Origin of the sequence: Variovorax sp. 350MFTsu5.1 (assembly GCF_048302515.1) — a bacterium.
GTDB lineage: Bacteria > Pseudomonadota > Gammaproteobacteria > Burkholderiales > Burkholderiaceae_C > Variovorax > Variovorax guangxiensis.
Window position 1 is genome coordinate 476,928 of record NZ_CP157621.1, and the last position, 21,689, is coordinate 498,616.

Here is a 21,689-nt window from a genome sequence, read left to right on the forward strand (position 1 = left end):
GCAAGAGGAACAACATCTATGAAAACACACAATGCAATCCAAAGCCTCGCACTGACCGCTCTGTTGGCAGTCCTGGGGGGCTGCGCGTCGGGCACCCAAGCACCCGAGCAGGCAGGCGCGGCACCTGCAGCCGCCGAGGCGGTGCGCTTTCCCGAGGCGGTGCGCTTTCCCGAGGCGGGCAGTGCCTGGCTCAAGGGTGGGACCTTCGTCAATGTGGAGCAACTGCGCCGCGTCGGACGGGGGATGACGAAAAATCAGGTGCGCGAGCTCATCAGCTATCCGCACTTCAGCGAAGGACTGTTCGGCCCGAAGGAGTGGGACTATCTGTTCAACTTCCGCACCGGGCGCGGCGACGAGTTCGTCACCTGCCAGTACAAGGTGGTCTACAGGGACGGGCTGTCCGACGCGATGTACTGGAAGGACCCGGCTTGCGCGGGCTATGTCGCGGCCAAGGCCGAGGTGGCGGGACCGGTGCCGGCCGCCGCCGTGGCGGCGGCGCCGCAGCGGTTCAAGTTGGCCGCGGACGCGCTATTTGCTTTCGACAAGTCGGGCATCGCCGACATGTCGGCCGACGGGCGGGCGCAGCTCGACCAGTTGGCCGCACAGCTCAAGGGCCAGTACAAGCGCGTCGACACGATCACCGTGATCGGCCACACGGACAGGCTGGGCAGCGATGCCTACAACCAGGCGCTGTCGGCCGCGCGTGCGGCGACTGTGCGCGACTACCTGATCGCGCAGGGCCTGCCGCGCTCGGCGCTGCGCGCCTTCGGGGTCGGCAAGACGCAGCCCCTGGTCCCGTGTACCGACGGCGGGCCGCATAGCCAGCTCATTGCCTGCCTGCAGCCCAACCGTCGCGTCGAGCTCGAGGTCAGCGGCGAGCGATAGGCCGCCGGGGCTCTAAGGTCCCCACATGGCCGGTGGGATCGCTGTCCCGGCGAGTGCCATGAGGGCTCAGGCCGGGATCCGGTGGATTAGGCATTGGAAACCCATCGGATTCCCAGCGCTTCATGCGCTGGGGTCGAGGCGTTCATCGACACCCGACCGCGCGTTGCCCTGCGCGTTCAGGGCTGACTGATTGACTGTACAGGCGCCTCGCTTCGTCCGAAGTCAGCGGGACGTCATCCGCGAGCTCCCGCAATGGACTTTGCAGGGGCAGGTCTCCCGATTGCTCAGTTGCTCAAGCACTTTCGAGCGATCGGGAGAACGGATTGCGGGTTTTTGAGTTCGCGCGAAGGCGCCTGGCAGGAACCGAAGGTGCACGCGGGTTGCGTGCCCTGGCGCAGGAGGAGGGGGCAACCATCCGAATCTCAACAATAGAAAGAATCTTCGTGCTCGATCTGAATGAAGTGGCGATGTTTGTGCAGGTCGTCCGGTGTGGCAGTTTTGCCGAGGCCGCGCGGCGGCTGAACATGCCGTCCCCAACGGTGAGCCGGCGCATCCAGCAGCTCGAAGCGCGGCTGGGCACGCGGCTGATGCAGCGGTCCACGCGCAAGCTCGAGCTGACCAGTGCAGGGCGGGCCTTTTACGAACGCTGCGGACCCGCCATCAAGCAACTCATTGAGGCCGGGCAATTGCAAATCGCGGACAGCTCGGCGCCGAGTGGCCCGGTACGGGTGGCTGTACCGACCCTTTTCTTCGATTTCTTCGACATGGCATGGGTGGCGGCGTTCCTGGCGGCTCATCCGCTGGTCACGTTGGATTTCGTACCCAGCGATCTGCCGTTGGATCTGATCGCGGATCGCATCGATGTCGCTTTTTGCTGCGCTCCCTTGCAGGACTCCAGCTATGCGGCCCGGAAGATTTGCGCGAGCGACGCAGAGCTCATTGCGAGCCCTGCGTATTTGACGGCTCAAGGCATGCCGGCCTCGCCGGAGGAACTGAGCGAGCACGCGTGCGTGGTGCAATCCGACGCCAGCGGCAGCACATGGCGCTTGCGGGACATGGCCGGCGTGGAGACGAACGTGCGAGTCCAGGGGCGCTTCAAGAGCAACGCGCACCAGGCACTGCGCAAGGCGGCCTGCGCGGGGCTCGGCATTGCGGCCTTGCCCTCGATCCTGACAGGCGCTGATGTCGCTGCGGGACGGCTGGTGCGGGTGCTGCCGGGATACACGCGTGTAGACCCCGGCTTGAACGTCGTGTACCCGAGCCGGGGGCGCCGCCCGCTGGCCGTTTCCATGTTCGTCGAGATGGTGGTGGAGAGACTCGGCCTGAAGGACCACGCCGCCATGGGCCGCGCGATCGTCTGAGGTGGTCAAGGCGCGCTGCCATGTGCCGGGCGACACTTGCCGTGTGTCTGGCACGAGGGCGGCCTCGTCGCCACGAGTCGCCCTTGCGCAATGCGAGGCCGCGACCTCGGGGATCGGGCCGTCACTTGCCGTGAAGCTCGCGAGCACTGCTGCCGATGGGCGACTCGCGCATGCCTGCTTTGGCGCAAGCGTCCGGGTATGCGCATGGCGACGGGCTGATCGAGTCAGCATCATGCATGAACTGCGTCGCTCGCAGCGAGCAGTTCTTGCCTTTCCGTCAATGACTGTCTTCGCAGGGGCATGCGCGGCCTCTTCCTCGACGCGCGGCGCTGCCAATGGCAGCAGCGGGGGCGACTCTCCCATTGCAAAGACGATCCGTCGGGCGCCTTGAGCCGGGGATCTCCTGCTGGCCAAGGCTCCCGTACTGCTGGCCGCGTGAGTGCCTGTGTGCACCTTCTGGCCCCTGCGCATGTCGGTGCCGTTGCTCGTCGATCTCATCGACTTGAGCGCACTGGTCCGTTTGCCACATCGATTGCATCGACAAATGAACGGGTGAATTCCATTTCTTGAATCAATGAGAGTTAACAAATGTGAACGATTTGGCGTTCGATGGAGAAATGCAAATTGCGCTCGAGAAATGGCAACTTTCGTTTCCCAGAGTGCACTAGAGTCCGCCCCGTCACCGAGGCCGCAGTGCCGGTCACACGCGATCGAGAGCGCGGTCATCCGGATGCGCCATCTTTCTTTATTGCCAGGACTCAAGTAATGAACAAGATATTTCGCGTCGTTTGGAACGACGCACTTGCCCTTTGGACCGTCGCCTCCGAATTCGGGCGTGGCCATGCGAGATCGACAGCGGCCTCCCAGGGTGCAAGCCTGGTTGCCGCCACCTTGCTGGCAGCGGTTTCCTTGCCGGCCGCTGCCGCATGCGCGACCGACACGAGCGCCAACACGGTCAGCTGCACGGGGACCGACCAGACCGCCACCGTGGGCAGCGGGCCGGCGACGCCGAGCGGCGTCGCGGTCGTGGTCACGTCGGGCACGACGGTCAGTACCGGCAACAGCTCGGGTATCAGCGTCGGCAACGCGGCCAGCATCGTGGTCCAGAGCAAGGCGACGGTCCAGAACAGCTCCACCGGCGCAGACAGCCCCTACGGAGGCAACCTCGGCGCCAACACGATCGAGTTCAACAACAACAGCACCCTCGTCGTCGAGCAAGGCGCCAACGTCTTTGCCGATGGGACGGCCTCCAACTCGGAAGCTGTCAATCCCTTGGGCAGCGGCAATACGATCATCAATCACGGCACCGTGCGATCGACCCACGCCGCGATCTGGTTCCAGGCGAATTCCGGCAACAACACGATCCTCAACACCGGCACGATGGAAGCGGGTTATGTGGCGGGCAACACCAATGCCGGCACCGCCACCGTGTTCGGCGCCAACGGGACCTCCGCTGTCGACTTCACCAACAAGGGCAGCGTGATCGGCTCGCTCAACTTCGCCAACGGCAACGATGCGCTGCATGTCTACACGGGGTCGTCGATCACCGGCAACATCAGCGGCGGTGGCGGCGCCAACCTCCTGACGCTCGAAAGCGACGACGGCGCCGCCGCGACGTTCGCGCCGCGGTCCCTGGCTGGCTTCCAGACGCTGCAGAGCAATGGCGGTGCCTGGACCTTCAACGTCGCGCTGCCGTCCTCGGGCATCACCAGCACGACCGTCAACGGCGGCACGTTCATCCTCGGCGCCAACGCCAGCACCTACACGGGCAGCATGACCGTGGGTCCGGCCGGCGTATTGCAAAGCAGCGCGCAATTCGCACCTTCGTCGATCACCGACAACGGTCTGGTGCGTTTCTCCCAGCCCGACAACGCGACCTACGGTGGCCTCGTGAGCGGCACGGGCGGCATCGAGAAGACCGGCGCAGGTACGCTCACCTTGACGCAGGATCAAGCCTTCACAGGTACCACCACGGTCAGCGCCGGCGTGCTGCAACTCGGCAATGGTGGCACCACTGGCGCAGTGAAAGGCGCCATCGTCGACAACGCGACGCTGGCGGTCAATCGCTCGAGCGAATTGACGCTGTCCGGCACCATCAGCGGCACCGGCTCGCTGGTGCAGGCCGGCACAGGCACGACGATCCTCGCTGCCGACAACACCTACGCCGGCGGCACCGTCATCAGCGCCGGCACGCTGCAGCTCGGCAACGGCGGCACCTCCGGCAGCATCGTGGGCAACATCCTCAACAACGCGACGCTGGCCATCAACCGCTCGGACGCGCTCACGGTATCGGGCACGATCAGCGGTTCCGGCTCGCTCGTCAAGGAAGGCGCTGGCACCACGACGCTCACCGCGGCCAACACCTATGCCGGCGGCACTGCGCTCAAGCAAGGCCGATTGAACGTCGGCAACAGTCAGGCGCTGGGTACCGGCACGCTGGCGATGGATGACGGCACCACGCTCGGCTTCGTGGCCGACGGCCTGAACCTGGCCAATGCGATTCAGCTGACCGGCAGCAACGACCCGGTCATCGATACTGGCGTCTTCAACGCGGCCCTCAGCGGCGCCATCAGCGGAGGTGGCTTCATCACCAAGCTGGGCAGCGGTACGCTGACCCTCTCGGGGACCAATGGCTACACGGGCGCGACCAATGTGGCTGAAGGCACCCTGAAGGCGGGTGCCACGGGGACCTTCAGCGCCGCCTCGGCGCACACCGTGCAAAGCGGGGCCACGCTCGACCTCGCGGGCTTCAGTCAGACGGTCGCCTCGCTCGCCAATAGCGGCACGGTCTCGCTCGTAGGCACGGCACCGGGCACGACCCTCACCGTCAACGGCGCCTACGTGGGCAACAACGGCGTGCTGCGGCTCGGGACAGTTCTTGGCGACAGCACCAGCCTGAGCGATCGGCTGGTGCTCAATGGCGTGAGCGCCTCGGCCAGCGGCAGAACGACGGTGCAGATCACCCAGCTCGGCGGGCTGGGTGCGCTGACCACAGGCAACGGCATCGAGGTGATCGCGGCGCTCAACGGCGCCACCACCACCGCGCAGTCCACCAAGGATGCCTTCTCGCTCGCAGGCGGTCACGTCGACGCCGGTGCCTACGAGTACCGGCTGTACGCTGCCGATGCCAACGGCGCAGGCGAGAACTGGTACCTGCGCTCGACCACGACGGCAACGGCCGCGACGGGCAACACGGCCAATGCGATCAATGCGACCGCCACAGGCAGCGCTGCCGCTGTGCAGGTCCCGACCTACCGGGCCGAAGTGCCGCTCTACGCGGCACTTCCGGGCCAACTGCGCCAGGGCAACCTCGCAATGCTCGGCAACCTGCACCTGCGGGTGGGCGATGACGATGCCAAGGTCAGCGCCGACGGGTCACCTTCGCTCGCGTCCCCCTCCCTGGGCCGCCGCGCCTGGGCGCGCGTGCTCTCCACCGACATCGACATCCAGCAGGGCGGCGCGGTATCGCCATCGAGCAAGGGCCGGCTCACCGGCTTCCAGGCCGGCACCGACCTGCTGGCCACACCGAACTGGCGCGCGGGCCTCTACGTCGGCCAACTCGACGGCGATGCCAGCGTGAGAGGCTTCGCCAGCGGCATCCAGAACCTGGGTGTGGGGCGCAACGACCTGCGCAGCCAGTACCTGGGCGTGTACGGCACCTACACCAGCGACAGCGGCTTCTATGCCGACGCGGTGGTGCAATCGGGCCGCCACCGCTACACCGTCGAGCCGCTGGCGAGCCAGGGCATGAGCGGCAAGGGCAACAGCCTGCTGGGCTCCATCGAGGTGGGGCAGTCCTTCGCGCTGGGCGGCAGCGGCTGGCGCATCGAGCCGCAGCTGCAGCTGATCCACCAGCACATGGACCTGGGCAACTCCGCCATCGTCGGCGCCGTCGTGCAGCCGCAGGCCGACAGCGGCTGGATCGCGCGTGCTGGCGTGCGGGTGAAGGGCGAGATCGCCACCGGCGTCGGCACACTGCAGCCGTACGGCCGCTTCAACGTCTACCGGACGTCGAGCGGCGCGGACATCGCCCGCTTCGTGAACGGCGCGACCACCACCGACATCGCAGCCCCGACCGGCGGCACGAGCACCGAACTCGCGGGCGGCTTCACGCTGGCCCTCGGTGAGTCGACGAGCCTGTACGGCGAAATCGGCAAGCTCTGGGCGGGCGGCGGCAACGCCAGGGTGAAGAGCTCGATCAACGGCTCGGTGGGCGTGCGCGTGAAGTGGTGAGATGAGGATCCGCCGCGCGTCGAATTGATTCGCGGCGGTGTATCTCAGACATCCGTAAGGCAGCTTCGAGGCTGCTGCATGTTGTGGATCAATCCAGGGACGGACCCGAGCGGTTGGTTCGCGAGCGCATGACCGATCCGTCCCCGGTCGCCAGTGGTCTCAGCCGCCGGCTATGCATCGAATTCTCGACGCAGCCCCTTGCCAGCCCACTCCTGCTGGGATTCGACGCGGCAGAAACGCCCGAGGAACGGTCGGGATGGCGACTTATTTTTCCTCTGGACACTTTCAAGGCCGGAATGCGAGTTGCCCGGCATCCTTCCGGCACTGCTTGCGGCGAGCCGCAGGTTTGGTCGCGGCGATCGAGGTAGGCGCCCCAACTCTCTACCTACTCGCGGCGCAACTGGCTGCATCGCGCGCTCTTGGAGGTGGGAAAGGAGTTTGGCGGCGGCTGCCTGATTTCTTCTGCCCGGAATCGGAGGTGCTGACAACAGGCTTCGAAGAGACCGGTTTCCTTGTCGCAGCACTCACGTCATCAGCGTTGCTCGCGAGTGTTGCGACAATCGATGGTTGGCTGGAGAGCATCGCAGCAGAGCCAGGGCGCTTGACGGCGCGGATGGGCGTGCCGCCGACGACGAGGGGGCGCCCGAGGACAGTGATCGCCTGCCCCACCTGTTCTGGCCCTTCGTTGTTTACGAACAGAATTCGGGGGCGTACAGTCAAGCGGGCGGCCGGTGCTCCATGCACGGTACCTGTTCTGATTTGCCGTTTTGCTCGGAGCTTCCGGCAAGACTGGGAGTTCCGCGAAGGCACTGGGTTCAATGCTTGTCTCGGTCGTGCGCTGACCTCCGTTCGGAGTGTCCAACTGCATCAGGGCAAGCGCGCCGCACGCGACGGTCGGACGCAACGGGTGCAATTTCAACATCCTGTGTCAAGATCATCTGACGGGCCCGAATCCGGCGGGTGCGACAGGAGCAGTCCATGCCTCAGTGACCAGATGCACGCCGCCAGACGCAGCAGCCTTTCAACGTTGGCGTCGTGATAGGCGCTCGTTGGATCTTCCTCGCCGACCATCGCCACAATCCAGTCGAGCGCATCGAGTGCCGTGAACCCGCGCCCCATGCGCGCCATATCAATGGCTGTGGCCAAGATTTCTGTTCGATCCACCGAGGTCTCCGGAATAGTTATTGATTGCAGGCGATCACCTGCCGGCGTTGACGTTGTCATCATGGCGCCAGTACCCGTGAGAGCGAAAGCGGGTAAGCCCCTTCTGTTGCGCAATGGCTGGGAACGCCGCAGTCCACGATCAAAGCCAAGATGCCATCTGTGCAGCTTGAGCGCCCTCGGCCGTCGAGGGGCACCTGGGCTGGATGGCGCACCTGATTCGATCCGCGTATATCCTCGTTGCCGGCACCATCGCACCACCCCTGCGGCGGGAGTGTTGTCGAACCTCGCCTTCACGTAGACCAGCAACAGCACCAGATTTCCCTGTTCGTTGCGGTTGAAACAAATCATCCCGGGGCGTCTGCCCATGCCGGGGCGGATCCAACGGATCTTGCGTAGACTCCAGCGCCCTTGATCACGTCGCCCGCTTTCGAAGCCGAACCCAACCTCGAGCAGGTGCTTTGGCTTGGTCCGGCGTTGCGACGATATGCTTTGTGTATGGCGCTTCAGTTGAGATCGGGGCTTTGGAAAAAGAGACCATCAAGACCGCGTAGACCACAGCTCGAGCTTTAGGGGCAGGGCGTACACGCCACGTTGGATGTGCCGGATCAAGCCTTTCGACAGCGTTGGGCCCGGGCAGGGCACCTGACTGATGTTGGTTGGAGTTGCGCGCCAGTCAATCTCCGCCGCAGCCGTCACGCTGGAGCACCGGCAGCAACTGTGGCCCCAGCGATTTCAGCAACTGGGTCGGCAACGCACTCGTGAACCGGTAGCGGGCGGCATGGGGTTCGTGCACATAAACCATGACCGTGCCGAAGTAGCGCTCGCCGAGCATGAACACGAAGGTGGCCGAGCGGTCGATCTTGCGTTCGGAGATCACCCGGCCGCCCTGGCCGGTGCGCTCGTAACGATGGTCGCCGGTGCCGGTCTTGCCGCCGATGCCGATCGCGCGGCCGTTCGCATCCACGAGCGCGCCTTTCAGGCGCCTAGCCGTACCGCCGTCCACTACCTCGAACAGCGCGCGCCGCACCGTTGCCGTCACCTCCGCGGGCAGCACCTGCACGGGGCTCGCATGGCGTGGCTCGAGCCGCGTCTCATAGGGCGTGTCGCGCGCAAAGTGCAATGCGCCGACCCGCTGCGTGGGCAGCCGTAGGCCGTCGTTGACGATGATGCCCATCAGCTCAGCCAGGGCTGCAGGCCGGTCGCCTGACGCACCGATGGCGCTGGCATACGACGGCGTCAGCGATGCGAACGGGTAGCCCTGACGCTGCCACGAACGATGGATCTGCGCGAAGGCGTCGAGTTCGAGCAACTCGCGCAGGCGCCTGTCCTGGGCGCTCTTGTTCCGAGTCTTGAAGAGCCAGGCGTAGGTGTCCTGGCGCTCCTTCTCGCTCGCGCTCACTGCCTCGGCGAGCGTGGCGTCGGGGTGGCGTCGCAGGAAGCCGACCAGCCAGAGTTCGAGAGGATGCACGCGGGCGACGTAGCCACGGTCGGCCAGCGACAACCCCGCGTAGGTGGTGCGCAGCGCGCGCAGCTCCCCTGCAGATCTGGGGCCGTGGCCGAGTTGCCGCGCGAGAAACTTGTCGAGCCCAGCGTCACTGGCCTCCGGATCGATCGTGAACAGCACACTCGCCAGGCGCGGTGCCGTGGGCTTCAGGTCGCGCAGCAGCAGTGTCTCGGCCTGTGCGCTCGACAGGTGCTGGTATTTGCGATGGAAGCGGGCGAGGAAGGCTGCACCCTCGCGATCGGCAAAACGCGCGAGCAACTCGCGCCGACGCGCATCGGTGGGGTCCTTCAGGAGCCGTTCCGCGTCCGAGGCGCCACCGAACATGTGATGCCGCACCAGGTCGCGCATCAGGCGGATGAACACGAGGTTGACCGAATGCTTGAAGCCTTCGCGCACGGTCATCGAGCTGGGGTTGCGCGAGCGCTCGAAGTTCTCGAACTGGTGCAGGCCCCCGCCGGTGAAGAAAGCCTCGCCCGGGTTCGCCGAGTATTTCCGCTCCATGGCTGCCTCGAGCATCGGCGCGAGGCTTCGGTCCTTGGCGCGCAGCAAGTATTGCCTGGCCCACATGCCCAGCGGATCGCGGGGGCTCGGTGTCTGCGCTGACAGTTCGGCCGGGCTCAGGCCAGACCAACGCGCGTGCAGGACGGCCACGATTTCGAGGTAGCTCACCAATGTGCGCAGCTTGGCGGTCGAACCCAGGTCCAGCCGCGCGCCCTGGTTCACATCGAAGGGCTGGTCCATGCTGTCGGCCTGGATGCGCAGCAGGTTCGCTTGTGCGCCGCGCTCGAACAGCGTGAAGCTGTAGGTCAGCGGCGCTGGATCGGCGCCCGGATCGAGCATGTGAGGGCCGATGAGCCCCGCGGCCCTTGCCGCGGCGGGCGTTCGAAGGCTGGCCAATACCCGGGCGGCCGTCGCCTGCGCCACCCTGTCGAGGCTTGTGTCGGCGTCGAGGTCGAGCCGCTCCAGGTCGTAGGCGCGCGGTACCCCGAGCAGCGCGGAGAGATGAGTGCGCAGCGCGGTCGCGGCCTTGCGCTGCACGAAGTCCGGTCGGGGCTGCGGCGGCAGCCCGGGCTGCAGATGTAGGGGCAGCGGCAGTGCCGCGTCGCGCAGAGCGGGTGTGATCAGGCCCGCTTCGCTCATCAGCCGCAGGTAGCTGTCGGTCAGCCGGGCCAAGCCGGCACCGTCGCCGAGCAGGTGCTGCGACGGGCGGCGCTGTGCGATCATCAGTGACAGGGCCTGCTTGAAGGCTTCGGCTTGGCGCAGCAGCAACGCTTCGTCCGCAGGCGCCTCTTCCTCGGCACCGCCGGCGAGCAGGCGGTTGATCTCATCGAAGTCGCGTCCGTACCAGACCCACAGGCCGTCGCCCAGGCCATGGACCTCGCCTGTGCCGGCACGCCCTGCCAGCGGGACGGTGTCGAGATAGTCGACAACGATCTGGTGCCGCCGCGCCTGCGTGTCTCCGCCATCCTGGTAGGCGCGCAGTGAAGCCGATGCCATCTGGCGCAGCTTCTCGCGGACCGACCCGGTACGGCCTTGTGGCGAATGGCGGTATTTCTCGATCTGGGTGGCCAGCGTGCTGCCCCCCGTTGCAGTGCGGCCCAGGCCGATCGCCCGCTGCGCTTGCTCGAGCGCGGCCTTCGCAAAGCGTTCCGGGTCGATCGCGGGGTTGCGCTGCGGCGGCTGCGCGTCCAGCAGGTGGCGGTCCTCGACGAACAGCAGGGCGTTCACCAGCAGCGGCGGCACGTCCTCGAAGCGCTGGTACACCCGCCTGGGCACCTGCATATGCAGCAGCGCATCGTTGCGGCAGTCGCGCAGGATGAGGCCGGCCTGATTTTTCTCGCGGTAGGGAGCGAAAAGGCCGTAGTCCTGAAGTTCGAGCAGCCGTGGCGACATGCGGGCTTGGCGCGTGACGGCGTAGCCCTGGCCCTGCAGGCGTTCGATGAAGTCGGGAAGCTGGCGATAGCCCAGCCGTTCGTCGAACGGGCCAGTCTGCGGAAAGCGTATGGCGTCGCTGGCACCGGTCTCGACGCTGTAGTGCGCATCGCTGGCGAGGTCGTGCCATAGGGCCGATTGAAGCCGGGAGGTCCTCAGTTCGTCCCTCACGAACAGGGCAAGCGTGCCCGCGGCGGCGAGCCCGGCGCCGATCCAGAACAGCTTCTTGAACCAAGTCATGCTCTGCCTCGCGAACAGCCTGCACCGTGGGTTCGTCAGACACGATGATGCGCTTTTTGCGGGCGTTTGGGGATGTGCTTTCGATCTTCATCAGCACAACTGCGCGCGCTGTCGCGGCTAGAGCAAGAGGTGGACATCCGGATCGGTCTGCGAGACAGCTGCAGCCGCCTCTCGTGCTCGCGCGATCCGGGCACAAGGCCCGTCGAGTGCGGCTTTGGGAGAGGCAGCGCGGGCTCTCCCTGGGCTGAAGCCCTCAGGCACTCAGCGTCGGGCCACGCGTCTTTGCGGTCTCATGCAAGCGCCGAAGTGAGCACGTCACGAAGCGATTTCGGCGGGCGCCCGGAAAGACGTGCGACATCGCCCGTCACGATGTCGAACTTGCCTGCGACGAAACTGGCCTTGATTTCCGCCATGGCATCCACGATCGGTTCGGGCAGGCCGGCCTGGGCCAGGCCAGCGCGGAGTTGCGCCACCGTGATGGGCGCATAGGCGATGGGCTTGCCGGCGATCTCCGAGACGATGGCGGCCCGTTCGAAGCCCGTGACCGCGACCGCGCCGGTCAGGTTGTAGATCGCCCCCGAATGCCCCTCGCCCAGCAGCGCACCCGCTGCTGCGGCCGCCACGTCGTCCCGGGAGACGTAGGCCACGCGTTCGTCGCCCAGGCCGGCCAGCACGCCTGTGCCCAGCGACATCTTGATCTCGTCGGCCATGGATTCGGCGTAATAGTTCATCCGCAGGATGGTCCACCGCGGCGCGGTTCTGATCAGCGTCTGCTCGCCCACCTAATAGGTTTGCTCCAGTGTGGGAACGGCTGCCTCGCAGGTGCCGCTTGCGGACATCAGAAAGACATGGCCGACGCCGGCTTGCCTGGCCGCCTCGATCGCAGCGCTGAACTGGCCGGCGCGCACCCCTGGTGCGAGGTCCGCACTGGGGATGAGCAGCAGGCGGTCCAGTCCTTCGTAGGCTGAAGTCAGCGAGTTCGGCTTGTCGTAGTCACCGAACCGGCCCTCGATTCCCTCCTCGATGGTTTGCGGGGAGCGCGAGATGCCCACGAGCCGGTGGCCATGGCCGTGCTGGGCGAGACGGGACAGGATCTTCTTGCCAAGCTGGCCGCTGGCGCCACTGATGCCGATCTTCATTTGATAACCTTTTTATCGTTACGAACAAAATGTTCGCGCAAATGTGCGTGCAATCGGCTAGGTTCGCAAGAACGAACAGGCAGGTTCGCAGCGAACAAAAATGTTCCCGATGAAGAGAAAAGCCGCAGGAGCGCCATGACGAACACCCGCAAGACAACACAGGCGGCGCCCGCGGTCGGGCAGGACGAGCATGCACGCTGCAAGGCGCTGGGACGGGTGCTCGATCGCATCGGAGACAAGTGGACGATCATGGTGGTCGGCGGCCTGTCGAAAGGCCCCATGCGCTTCAACGCGTTGCTGCGCCTGATCGACGGCGTGTCGCATCGGATGCTGACCCTGACGCTGCGTGGTCTCGAGCAAGACGGCCTCGTCAAGCGCACTGTCTATCCCACGGTGCCACCGAAGGTCGAATACGAACTCACCGCCGTGGGCCGCTCCCTGATCGAACCGCTGAGCACGCTGTCGTCCTGGGCCGAGAAGCATCTCCCGGCCATCGAGGCCGCCCGGGTGACCAAGGAGGAAGAGGCGTCGGCAGCCGCCAGCTAGGCAGCCGCACCGACTGCGCGACACTGTTGCTCGCTGCCCGTGCCCCGCGGGTCCCCGCGCCAAGCTGTGGAGGTGCCGCTGCAGCGGTACCAAGGCGCGGGCGTGCAGGCCTGCACAAGCGCATGAAATCAGGACGGGAAATGATCTGCGCGGATGCGCGCAGCGCAGGAAAGAACACGCATGAACATCGAGAACATTCACCAGCTGCTCGGGCTCAGCAACACGGATGCGCAGCTCGCCGATGCGATCCAAGCGCATGGGGGTTCGGTCGCCGCGCTGTCGCCGAAGACACTCAGCGCAGAAGGCAGTGACTTCGTTCATCTGGAGGCAAAGGACGTGAGTTTGACCTTTGTCCCTCGAGCGGCCTTTGAGCTGAAGCGCGGCGAACCGCGTGGCCGCGGCCCCTACATTTTCGCGGGCGCCTTCTTCTGCCCCGCGGGCGACGACCACGTCGATGGCTATGCGGGCATCGCGCCGTTCGGGCATTCGGCTGTCACGACGCGGGAGAGCGCCTTGCGCGTTTATGGCGAGCCTCAACGGTCCATGGAGGATGAGGCGGTTTTCGAATGGGATCAATGGACCTTCGACGGTCGCCAAGTGCGAACCTACTACCGCGACGGTGCTCTGGTCGACCACATCTCGGTGTCCGTGCCGATGATGAAACGATAAGGGGCGACAGGGGCGAGGCGACCCCAGGGCGACCCGTTTCACGGGTGCCTGATTCGCATTCAGGAAGGGACGTTCTAAACTGGAGCACGAATCTCAGAGGAGCGTTGATGCCCAGAGGTTTCGGCGCGGGGGCTTGGGAGACCGTCTTGATCGGGGCGGCATTCATGCAGGCTGCGCGTGGTAGCGATGCAGGCTTCATCGCTCGCGGGCGTGAAAAGCTGACTTCGTTGCAGCGCCGCGTTTCGTCTTGGCGGTTTCTCCTTGAAACTGCTCCGTCGCTGCGTCGGCAAAGGGGACTCCTCAGGATGCAACTGCTATCGACCGGGAGCGCGGTCAACGCTGCCTGCGGCCTTCTCGCATGCTATGCCCAGCGAGAAGGCATTGAACCTTGTCCGCCTCTTCGCACTTGACCCACAGACGAGTGGCGGCGCGCCGGGCTTTCACCGTGGACCTGCCGTCACTAGAGATTCCGTGAGACCCGAGCCGCCAAAGCAATGAAGTGTCCGGGAGACTGCAGTGCGCAGACTTGCCGAGGTTTGGCCGTCCGAAATTCTGCCTTGACGGAGCTGAAGAATGCAGGAAGGCGCACATGAACGTGACCTGACAGCCATGCGCCCTGCGAACGGCTTCCAGCGTCCAGGCCAGCTTGCACGCTGGTCGCTCCTGAGTTGGCTTATGGCTTGGCCTGCGCCGACTCGACCGTATGGCGCACGAACTGATCGAGCGCCAGCAAAAACAATGCGGCCACGGTGAACATCACAACCCAGCCGGGCAATTGCAGGGCACTGACGACGGCCAGGCCGGAAGGAATGGCCTGGGGCGTCGCGGTAGTGCAGATGAAGTCCGCTGCGGCCATCCCGGTGTAGTGCATCGAGCAGACGGCAGCGCCCATCACGCTGGCGGCCAGCACGCGCATGAGGATGGTGCGGGTGTTGAACGCCAGCCATAGCGCCACCGTCGCGACCACCACGGCAATGAGGGCGGACAGGCCGATGATCGGGTACGACCACTCGATGAAGCCGCCCAGGCGCATGCCGAACATGCCGAGGTAGTGCATGACGACCACCCCCATTCCCAGCAGGATACCGGCCACGACCAGTCGCACCGTGCTGCGAGGCGACGCGGCCACGTAAGCAAGCGCAATGGCTGTCGCTGCGGCCGCGGCGACAAGCGAGATCAACGTCTCGAACATGGAGTACGAGACGCCCACACGAAGCTGCAGTGCGAGCATGCCGATGAAGTGCATGGCCCACACGCCGACACCGCCCAAGGCGAGCCCTGCGGTCGCGCAGTGATAGACGCTGATGCGGCCTCCCGGCCCCACGATGCGGCGGGCGGCGACGAGCGCGATGAGAGAGCCTGCGACCGAAATGAAATACGACAACGCGACCAGCGGCACGTTGTACGAAGGCGTGAGAAGTAGCTCCATGCGAGTTTCTACGTTTGACGGTGAAAGGGGCTTCGGCCGCGATCGTTGCGCCCATGCTGAGACAGGCGAATGAAGCTGCCGGCAGGCCCGGGGGGCAAGTGCCGAGCGGGCGCCCTCAGATCGCTGGTGTCAGCGAAGGACGCCAGCGGCTCGAGGCTTCGACTTCGGGAAGCTGCCTATGGATGGCAAACATTCGCCGATTCACAATATTTTGTTTTCATTTTTTGCGAAGTGCGGCAGGCGAAATCATCTCGGCATGGAAAGCGAGAGATATGTCACATCGCATGTCCGATTGGGTCCGTGCGACCGTGAAATGTGCATGCTCATTCCTTGCATCGGCGCTTACCTTCTGCCGGGCATCACTCGCCTTGATGCCAATCAGTGTCGAGGGTCCCAGTTCGCCGGCGGGGCGCGCGCTCCGGCGCGGGCAAGCACCTTGTCGCGGCAGGTCTGTCCTGCCCAAGGCGGTCACGGCCTACCCATCCCTTGAGGAGGGCGGCCAAACAGAGATCAATTGGCTGAGCAACCGCTTCTTGGCCTGATCGTCCAAGGCGCGGTACCCGTCCAGCAGCAGTTGCTCGTCAACCGGCAGATTCTGTCGCAGCTGTTCGAACACGGCCTGCTGCATTGTGGCCTTGACGGATTCCGGCATTGCGGTCGCTGCCGGTATTCCGGTCATGACATGCACCGTATCCAGCTTCAACTCCGGCCGAAAGCCGGCGAGGGCCAAGAGCTTGTCCTTGGGAAATGCGTTGCGCCGTTTGCGCTCGGAGAAAGCAGCCTTGGTCATGCCCAAGGCCTTGGCAACCTCTCCATCGGCGGAAACGCCCAATGCCCGTTTCAAGCGCAGCAACTGGTGATCGAACGCGTGCACTTCTACGATCTTGGTATGGGCTTGGGCGGTCGATGCCTGGACGAACATCGATTCACTGGAATCGCTGCCGAAGTGCTGCACGTGATCCTCCTTCCTGGACGTCCTCGAGTCAGCCGACTCTACAGTGCCTAGCGCATGTTGGGTCGGTATGGGTGTCGGTGGACGGTAGTCCCGACGGGTGCTTGCCCTTTGATCGAGTGCTGAGGGCCCACGCCCCTTTGGCGTCGGTACGGTTCTGGTTCTGTTTCCCTGCGGGTTTCCGGAGGGATCCTCTTGTGGTGAGCGTTTTCGGACACACGAGGATTCGGCTGTTGCCGTTGCGCGCGCGGCCGCTGTCGTATGGTCATTGCCACACCACCTGTGCCGCGCTCGCCGATGTCGCGCAGATCGATGACCCCTTGCGAGCCTGCTGCCGATCTGAATCAGAGCTTGGCAGCGTGGTGGGGCGAAGGAGTAACACCATCCGCTTACGCTTGACCACCGTTCAGCGCGAGTGGTGCGGTTCCGGGCGGAGAAACCCGTCGTCCACGGGTCTCAAATCGCCTTGGATGTGTCAAAGTCCGTGCATGGCTCTCCTCCTCTCATCGCAAGAGTAAGCAGTGCTGCGACGACTGTCCCTCGCATCCAGGACGGTGGTCTTCGTTGCCCTCGTGTGCTTGGGCCTGCTCGCGATCGATGGCTGGAACAGTTGGCAGTCTCGCCAGCTCCAACTGCGCCAGATGAGCGTGGCGACATCAAATCTCGCGCGTGCCATGGCGCAGCAGGCGGACGATCAGATCAAGCTGGTCGACACGGTGCTCGTCGGTCTTGTTGAGCGGATCGAATCCGAGGGAACAGGGCCTGCCGAGATCGCGCGGCTGCGCGAATTTCTCGCAGTACGCGTCGCGCAGCTTCCGCAACTGGACGGGCTTCACATCTACGACGAGGATGGAAACTGGGTTGCGAACTCCCGCCAGATCTGGCCGCAGAACCTGAACAACGCTGACCGGGAGTATTTCCAGTTCCATCGCGCGAACACGAGCCGTGGGCCGCACGTCGGCGTACCCGTGACGAGCCGGACCAACGGCAGAGCGCTGGTGCCGATTTCGCGGCGCATCAACCATGCCGACGGCAGCTTTGCAGGGGTTGCGCTCGCCACGATCCGGATCGATTTTTTCGTGAACTTCTACGCCAGCCTCGACATCGGGCAGGCAGGGGCCCTGGGGCTGATTCGTGAGGATGGAACCATGATCACGCGTCGTCCCTACAGTCCGAGCACGGCGGGGCGCGACATGCGCGGCAGCGACCTTTTTCAGGCCTACCGTTCTCAGGGACCGGTGGGTACGGCCTACATCAGGTCTGCGCAGGACGGGGTCCTGCGGCTCAACAGCTTCCGGCGTCTTCCGAACTATCCGCTGTTCGTCGCGGCGTCCCTTTCCAAGGAGGAAATCCTCGCCGACTGGTGGCGCGAGACACTGTGGCACTCCGCCGGCGTCGTTCTTCTTGTCTTGGTCGTCGGTGCCGTCGGATGGCGCCTGGTCAAGCAATTCGAGCTGCAGGTCCAGACGGAAGCCGAGTTGCGGCGCGCGCGCGATGCGCTGGAGACCTTGAACGGGACCCTCAACACGCTCGCGATGGAAGATGGGCTGACCGGCCTTGCCAATCGCCGCAAGTTCGACGTGACCCTGAACACCGAGATCGGGCGTGCTGTTCGCGACGCCAGCACCCTGGCGCTCATCATGATCGATGTGGACTGCTTCAAGCAGTACAACGACATCTATGGTCATGCGGCGGGCGACGAATGCTTGCAGAAGATCGGGCGCACGGTCGCGGCCCTGGCCGCCAGGCGTCCAGGTGATCTCGCGGCTCGCTATGGCGGAGAGGAATTGGCGGTGCTGTTGCCCAACACCGACGTGCAGGACGCGCTTCTGCTGGCGGAACGGATCCGCAATGCAGTGCGCGATCTGAAGATCGCGCATGCGGGTGTGGAGAACGGCTTCGTGACGCTCAGTGCCGGCGTGGAGGCGTTGAGGCCTTCCGCATCGGACGGGCAGTCCAAGGAACTGATCGAGGCGGCCGACAAGGCCCTGTACCAGGCCAAGATCGAGGGACGCGATCGCGTATGTGCGGCGGCACATTCCCCCACTTCTTGAATGGCGCTCGAACGCCTTCGCGCGGCCCGAGCAGCGTCGACGACGCTCTTTTCGAGAACAGACGGCTTGCCGTTTGCCTTGGGGCGCCAGTGTCACGCCTTTAATTCTTAAGGCTTAAGTCTTGAAGGCCCGTCGGAATCCGGCCTTGTTATCTTCGTAACGAATTGCGTGACGGACCTGCGTGGCCTCGATATATTGCGGCAACGATGTAAATAGGGTCTGAGCCAGCGACGGGGGCAAGTCCAATGTCAAAGTCCATCGGGGTCAAGGTTCGCCTGCCGTTGGCGATCCTTGGGGTTGGCCTCGCGATGTCGATCGCGCTCGGTATCTCCGTCCACCAGGAGATCGAGCGCAGCGCGCGGACGCGCTTCGATGCAACCGCGCTGGACCTGGCGCGAAAGGTCGAGGACCGTTTCGACGACTATGTCGCCGTCCTCACCGGGCTGCGGGCGCGGTTCAATACGCCCGAGGTCGTGACGCGGATCGATTTCAGGAACTACGTCACGGGGCTCAACCTGGCAAGTGCCTACCCTGGGTTTCAGGCCGCCACCTACGCCCCTTTCGTTGCTGCCGATGAGAAGGGCGCCTTCGAGGAGCAGGTCCGCCGCGATGCGAGTCTCGGCGCTGGCGTTGCCTCCGGTTTCGCGATCAAGCCGCCTGGCGAGCGGGACATCTACTATCCGCTGCTCTACATCGAACCCCAGGTCGGCAACGAGAAGCTGCTGGGCAATGACCTGGGCGCGATGCCCGACCGGGGGAATGCGCTGGAGCAGGGGCGCGACACCGGTGGGCTCGTCACGTCCGGCCGCAAGGTCCGCATCCCTGGGCGCGAGGCCGACATCGGATTGGCGATGCGGCTGCCGGTCTATCGCCCGCAGATGCCGCTCGATACGCTCGATCAGCGGCGCCGCGCCTACATGGGTTCGGTCGGCACGGGCCTGAGCATCGCCGGAATGCTGCGCGACGTGGTCAGCCCCGATCGCGCGCGGACGCTGCGATTGCGCCTTGCCGATGCCGGGCCGGGCAAGGGGGCGATTGGCACACGCGTCGAGGTCAGGTTCGTGACGCCCACCCCATTCAGCGAGCAGCAACTGCTGTTCGACAGCGCCGCCCTGGCGAAGCCCGTCGTTGAGATCGCCTCGCCTGCGCACAGCTTCCGGCGCATGCTCGGCTTCGAGCTGGGCGGCCACTCCTGGTTTGTCGAGGTCGAACAAGACCAAAGCGAGGTCTTCGGCCCGCTCGACAAGGCGACCCCGTGGTTCGTCGTTCTCGGTGGCCTGGCCACCAGCACGCTGCTCGCAGGCATCGTCTTTTCGCTGACCACCTCGCGCAGCCGGGCCCAGGTCCTGGCAAGCGAGATGACCGGCCACCTGCGGGTGAGCGAACGGCAGTGGAAGGACGCCCAGCAGCTGGCCAGTCTGGGCGGCTGGACCCTCGATCCGGAAACCGGCGCGCTGCAATGCTCCGCGGAAGCGCGACGGATCCTGGGCTTTGCGGGAGATTCCTCGCCGCCGGATCTGTACGCGATGCTCTCGCGCGTGCCGGCCTCGGAGCGCGCGGCAGTCCACCAGCAAATCACATCGGCCGTCCAGTCCGCGCAGCGCAGCGAATTCGAACATCGCCTGAACATGCCCGACGGCACCGAGCGCTGGCTGCATGTCATCGCGCAGTCGGGCGAGGAGGCGGGCAAGATGCTGGTGCGCGGCACGGTGCGCGACACCACGCGGCCGCGCAAGGATGCGCTGCGCCAGAAACTCGAGTACAAGATCGCACGGCTGCTCGCCGGTGACGGCCGGACCGAGACGGTGATCGCGCTGGCCCTGGAGGCGATCTGCAGCGAACTGCGCTGGGACTGTGGCGCGCTGTGGAGCGTCGGCGAGGACGGTGTGGTTCGTTGTGACGCCATCTGGCATGCCGAAGACCAGGAGTCTGCGGTGTCGCAGTTCGCCTGCGCCAGCCGGTCGCGCGAGTACCGGCCCGACGAAGGCTCGCTGGGGCGCGCCCTGGGCATTGGTGGCGTCGTACGCATCGACACGCAGGCGTCGCCGGCCCATTTCGCCCGCGATGCGATGGCCCGCGAAGCGGGACTCATCACCGGTCTTATCGTGCCGATCGTGGCCCCGGGGGCGGCCACGGCACTGGAGCTCTTCGGTTCCAGACCCTCCGTGAGTGAGGCCGAGACGTTGGAGTCGCTGCGGGTCATCGCACTGCAGATCTCTCAGTACCGGCAGCGCAAGGAGGCCGAGAAGACCTTGCGCTTCATGGCCAGCCATGACGAGCTGACGGGGCTGCTCAATCGTTCGTCGCTGCAGCAGGAGCTTGCGCGCGCCATCCGGCGCAGCAACCGCCAGCAGAAGCAGTTCGCCGTGATGTTCGTCGACCTGGACCGCTTCAAGCACATCAACGACACGCTCGGCCACGGCGTGGGCGACGAGATGATCAAGGGCTGCGGCAAGCGCCTCAAGGCCTTGTTGCGCAAGACCGATGTGGTGGCGCGCTTCGGCGGCGACGAGTTCGTGCTGCTGCTGGAGGAACTGGACAGCGCCAACGATGCCGCAGTGATCGCGGAGCGCGTCCTCGTGCGCTGCGCCGAACCCTTCGTGATCGAGGGGCGTGAACTGCACGTCACCGCGAGCGTGGGCGTGAGCATCTATCCGGAGAACGGCGGCGATGCCGAGACGCTGCTGAAGAACGCCGACACCGCCATGTACCGCGCCAAGGAAAAGGGCCGCAACACCTACCGCTTCTACGCGGCGAAGATGAACGCGCAGAGCACCGAGCAGCTCATGCTGGAAAGCGCCCTGCGCCACGCCCTGGAGCGCGGCGAACTGGAAATGCACTACCAGCCGAAGATGAACCTGCAGACGCAGCGCATCGTCGGCGTGGAGGCGCTGATGCGCTGGCGCCATCCGGTGCTGGGCATGATCCCGCCGGTGCAGTTCATTCCGATCGCCGAGGAGCTCGGCCTGATCGTGTCGATGGGCAAGTGGGCGCTGGAAAGAGCCTGTGCCGACGCGCTCGCATGGCAGAAGCACGGCCTGCCGGAGGTGCTGACCAGCGTCAACCTGTCGCCGCGCCAGTTCGAAAGCCGCACGCTCGTGGCCGACGTCAAGGCCATCCTGGAGTCGTCGGGCCTCGATCCTTCGCTGCTCGAGCTGGAGATCACCGAGAGCGCGATGATGGCGGACCCGGAGCACGCGGTGGCTATCCTGCGCACCATCCGCGACATGGGCGTGGGCCTGGCCATCGACGACTTCGGCACGGGGTACTCGTCGCTGTCGTACCTGAAGCACTTTCCGCTCTCCACGGTCAAGATCGACCGCTCCTTCATCAACGACCTTTCGCAGGACGCGGACGCGCGCGCGCTCATCGACGGAATCATCACGCTGGCCCACGGGCTGCGGATGAAGGTGGTGGCCGAAGGGGTGGAGACGCCCGTCCAGTTCAACTACCTGCACAGCCGCGGATGCGACGAAGCCCAGGGCTACTGGCTGTGCAAGCCTGTGCCGGCCGACGAGGCACGCGATTTCATGCAGCGCCACCTGCGCAACCAGTCGGTCCCTTCAGCGGCCGTCTGACAA

General features: G+C 65.3%; 13 protein-coding genes. 7 read left to right on the forward strand and 6 right to left on the reverse strand.

Going from position 1 to position 21,689, the window contains the following annotated elements:
• The first annotated feature begins 18 nt into the window (after nucleotides 1–18).
• The 3 genes from ABL843_RS33675 (at nucleotide 19) to ABL843_RS33685 (ending at nucleotide 6,479) form a co-directional block, all read left to right on the forward strand.
• Entirely contained in the window at nucleotides 19–885 is an 867-nt protein-coding gene (locus ABL843_RS33675) for an OmpA family protein (protein WP_418120685.1), read from the forward strand.
• Between the two features lie 443 nt (nucleotides 886–1,328).
• On the forward strand, nucleotides 1,329–2,246 hold the full coding sequence (locus ABL843_RS33680; protein WP_369662740.1) for a LysR family transcriptional regulator: 918 nt from the start codon (nucleotides 1,329–1,331) through the stop codon (nucleotides 2,244–2,246).
• Between the two features lie 765 nt (nucleotides 2,247–3,011).
• Entirely contained in the window at nucleotides 3,012–6,479 is a 3,468-nt protein-coding gene (locus tag ABL843_RS33685; RefSeq protein ID WP_418120686.1) for an autotransporter outer membrane beta-barrel domain-containing protein, read from the forward strand.
• A gap of 915 nt (nucleotides 6,480–7,394) precedes the next feature.
• Here ABL843_RS33685 and ABL843_RS33690 read toward each other — a convergent pair.
• The 4 genes from ABL843_RS33690 to ABL843_RS33705 form a co-directional block, all read right to left on the reverse strand.
• Nucleotides 7,395–7,706 carry a hypothetical protein gene (locus ABL843_RS33690; RefSeq protein ID WP_418120687.1) on the reverse strand — a complete coding sequence of 104 codons (312 nt, stop codon included), beginning with the start codon at nucleotides 7,704–7,706 and terminating at the stop codon, nucleotides 7,395–7,397.
• Between the two features lie 610 nt (nucleotides 7,707–8,316).
• On the reverse strand, nucleotides 8,317–11,319 hold the full coding sequence (locus ABL843_RS33695; RefSeq protein ID WP_418120688.1) for a transglycosylase domain-containing protein: 3,003 nt from the start codon (nucleotides 11,317–11,319) through the stop codon (nucleotides 8,317–8,319).
• Between the two features lie 290 nt (nucleotides 11,320–11,609).
• A complete protein-coding gene (locus tag ABL843_RS33700) occupies nucleotides 11,610–12,101 on the reverse strand; it encodes a hypothetical protein (RefSeq protein WP_418120689.1) in 492 nt (163 codons plus the stop codon).
• The gene (locus ABL843_RS33705) at nucleotides 12,102–12,458 is read right to left on the reverse strand and encodes an NAD(P)H-binding protein (RefSeq protein ID WP_418120690.1); all 357 of its coding nucleotides are present in this window, start codon (nucleotides 12,456–12,458) and stop codon (nucleotides 12,102–12,104) included.
• A gap of 135 nt (nucleotides 12,459–12,593) precedes the next feature.
• Between ABL843_RS33705 and ABL843_RS33710 the strand changes: the two genes are divergently transcribed.
• Both ABL843_RS33710 and ABL843_RS33715 read left to right on the forward strand, forming a co-directional pair.
• On the forward strand, nucleotides 12,594–13,004 hold the full coding sequence (locus ABL843_RS33710) for a winged helix-turn-helix transcriptional regulator (protein ID WP_418120691.1): 411 nt from the start codon (nucleotides 12,594–12,596) through the stop codon (nucleotides 13,002–13,004).
• A 180-nt stretch (nucleotides 13,005–13,184) separates the two neighbouring features.
• Entirely contained in the window at nucleotides 13,185–13,673 is a 489-nt protein-coding gene (locus tag ABL843_RS33715) for a hypothetical protein (RefSeq protein WP_418120692.1), read from the forward strand.
• A 673-nt stretch (nucleotides 13,674–14,346) separates the two neighbouring features.
• Here ABL843_RS33715 and ABL843_RS33720 read toward each other — a convergent pair.
• Nucleotides 14,347–15,102, reverse strand: a complete 756-nt coding sequence (locus tag ABL843_RS33720) for an MHYT domain-containing protein (RefSeq protein ID WP_418120693.1) — start codon at nucleotides 15,100–15,102, stop codon at nucleotides 14,347–14,349.
• A gap of 475 nt (nucleotides 15,103–15,577) precedes the next feature.
• Entirely contained in the window at nucleotides 15,578–16,057 is a 480-nt protein-coding gene (locus ABL843_RS33725) for a helix-turn-helix domain-containing protein (protein ID WP_418120694.1), read from the reverse strand.
• A 518-nt stretch (nucleotides 16,058–16,575) separates the two neighbouring features.
• Here ABL843_RS33725 and ABL843_RS33730 point away from each other — a divergent pair.
• A complete protein-coding gene (locus ABL843_RS33730; protein ID WP_418120695.1) occupies nucleotides 16,576–18,108 on the forward strand; it encodes a diguanylate cyclase in 1,533 nt (510 codons plus the stop codon).
• 245 nt (nucleotides 18,109–18,353) lie between these two features.
• Entirely contained in the window at nucleotides 18,354–21,686 is a 3,333-nt protein-coding gene (locus ABL843_RS33735) for an EAL domain-containing protein (RefSeq protein WP_418120696.1), read from the forward strand.
• Nucleotides 21,687–21,689 lie beyond the last annotated feature (3 nt).

Excerpts from the sequence above, each read along its gene's own strand:
- ABL843_RS33675 (WP_418120685.1), top strand. The coding sequence starts at position 19 with ATGAAAACACACAATGCAATCCAAAGCCTCGCACTGACCGCTCTGTTG.
- ABL843_RS33685 (WP_418120686.1), top strand. The coding sequence starts at position 3,012 with ATGAACAAGATATTTCGCGTCGTTTGGAACGACGCACTTGCCCTTTGG.
- ABL843_RS33690 (WP_418120687.1), bottom strand. The coding sequence starts at position 7,706 with ATGATGACAACGTCAACGCCGGCAGGTGATCGCCTGCAATCAATAACT.
- ABL843_RS33695 (WP_418120688.1), bottom strand. The coding sequence starts at position 11,319 with ATGACTTGGTTCAAGAAGCTGTTCTGGATCGGCGCCGGGCTCGCCGCC.
- ABL843_RS33705 (WP_418120690.1), bottom strand. The coding sequence starts at position 12,458 with ATGAAGATCGGCATCAGTGGCGCCAGCGGCCAGCTTGGCAAGAAGATC.
- ABL843_RS33710 (WP_418120691.1), top strand. The coding sequence starts at position 12,594 with ATGACGAACACCCGCAAGACAACACAGGCGGCGCCCGCGGTCGGGCAG.
- ABL843_RS33715 (WP_418120692.1), top strand. The coding sequence starts at position 13,185 with ATGAACATCGAGAACATTCACCAGCTGCTCGGGCTCAGCAACACGGAT.
- ABL843_RS33720 (WP_418120693.1), bottom strand. The coding sequence starts at position 15,102 with ATGGAGCTACTTCTCACGCCTTCGTACAACGTGCCGCTGGTCGCGTTG.
- ABL843_RS33735 (WP_418120696.1), top strand. The coding sequence starts at position 18,354 with ATGTCAAAGTCCATCGGGGTCAAGGTTCGCCTGCCGTTGGCGATCCTT.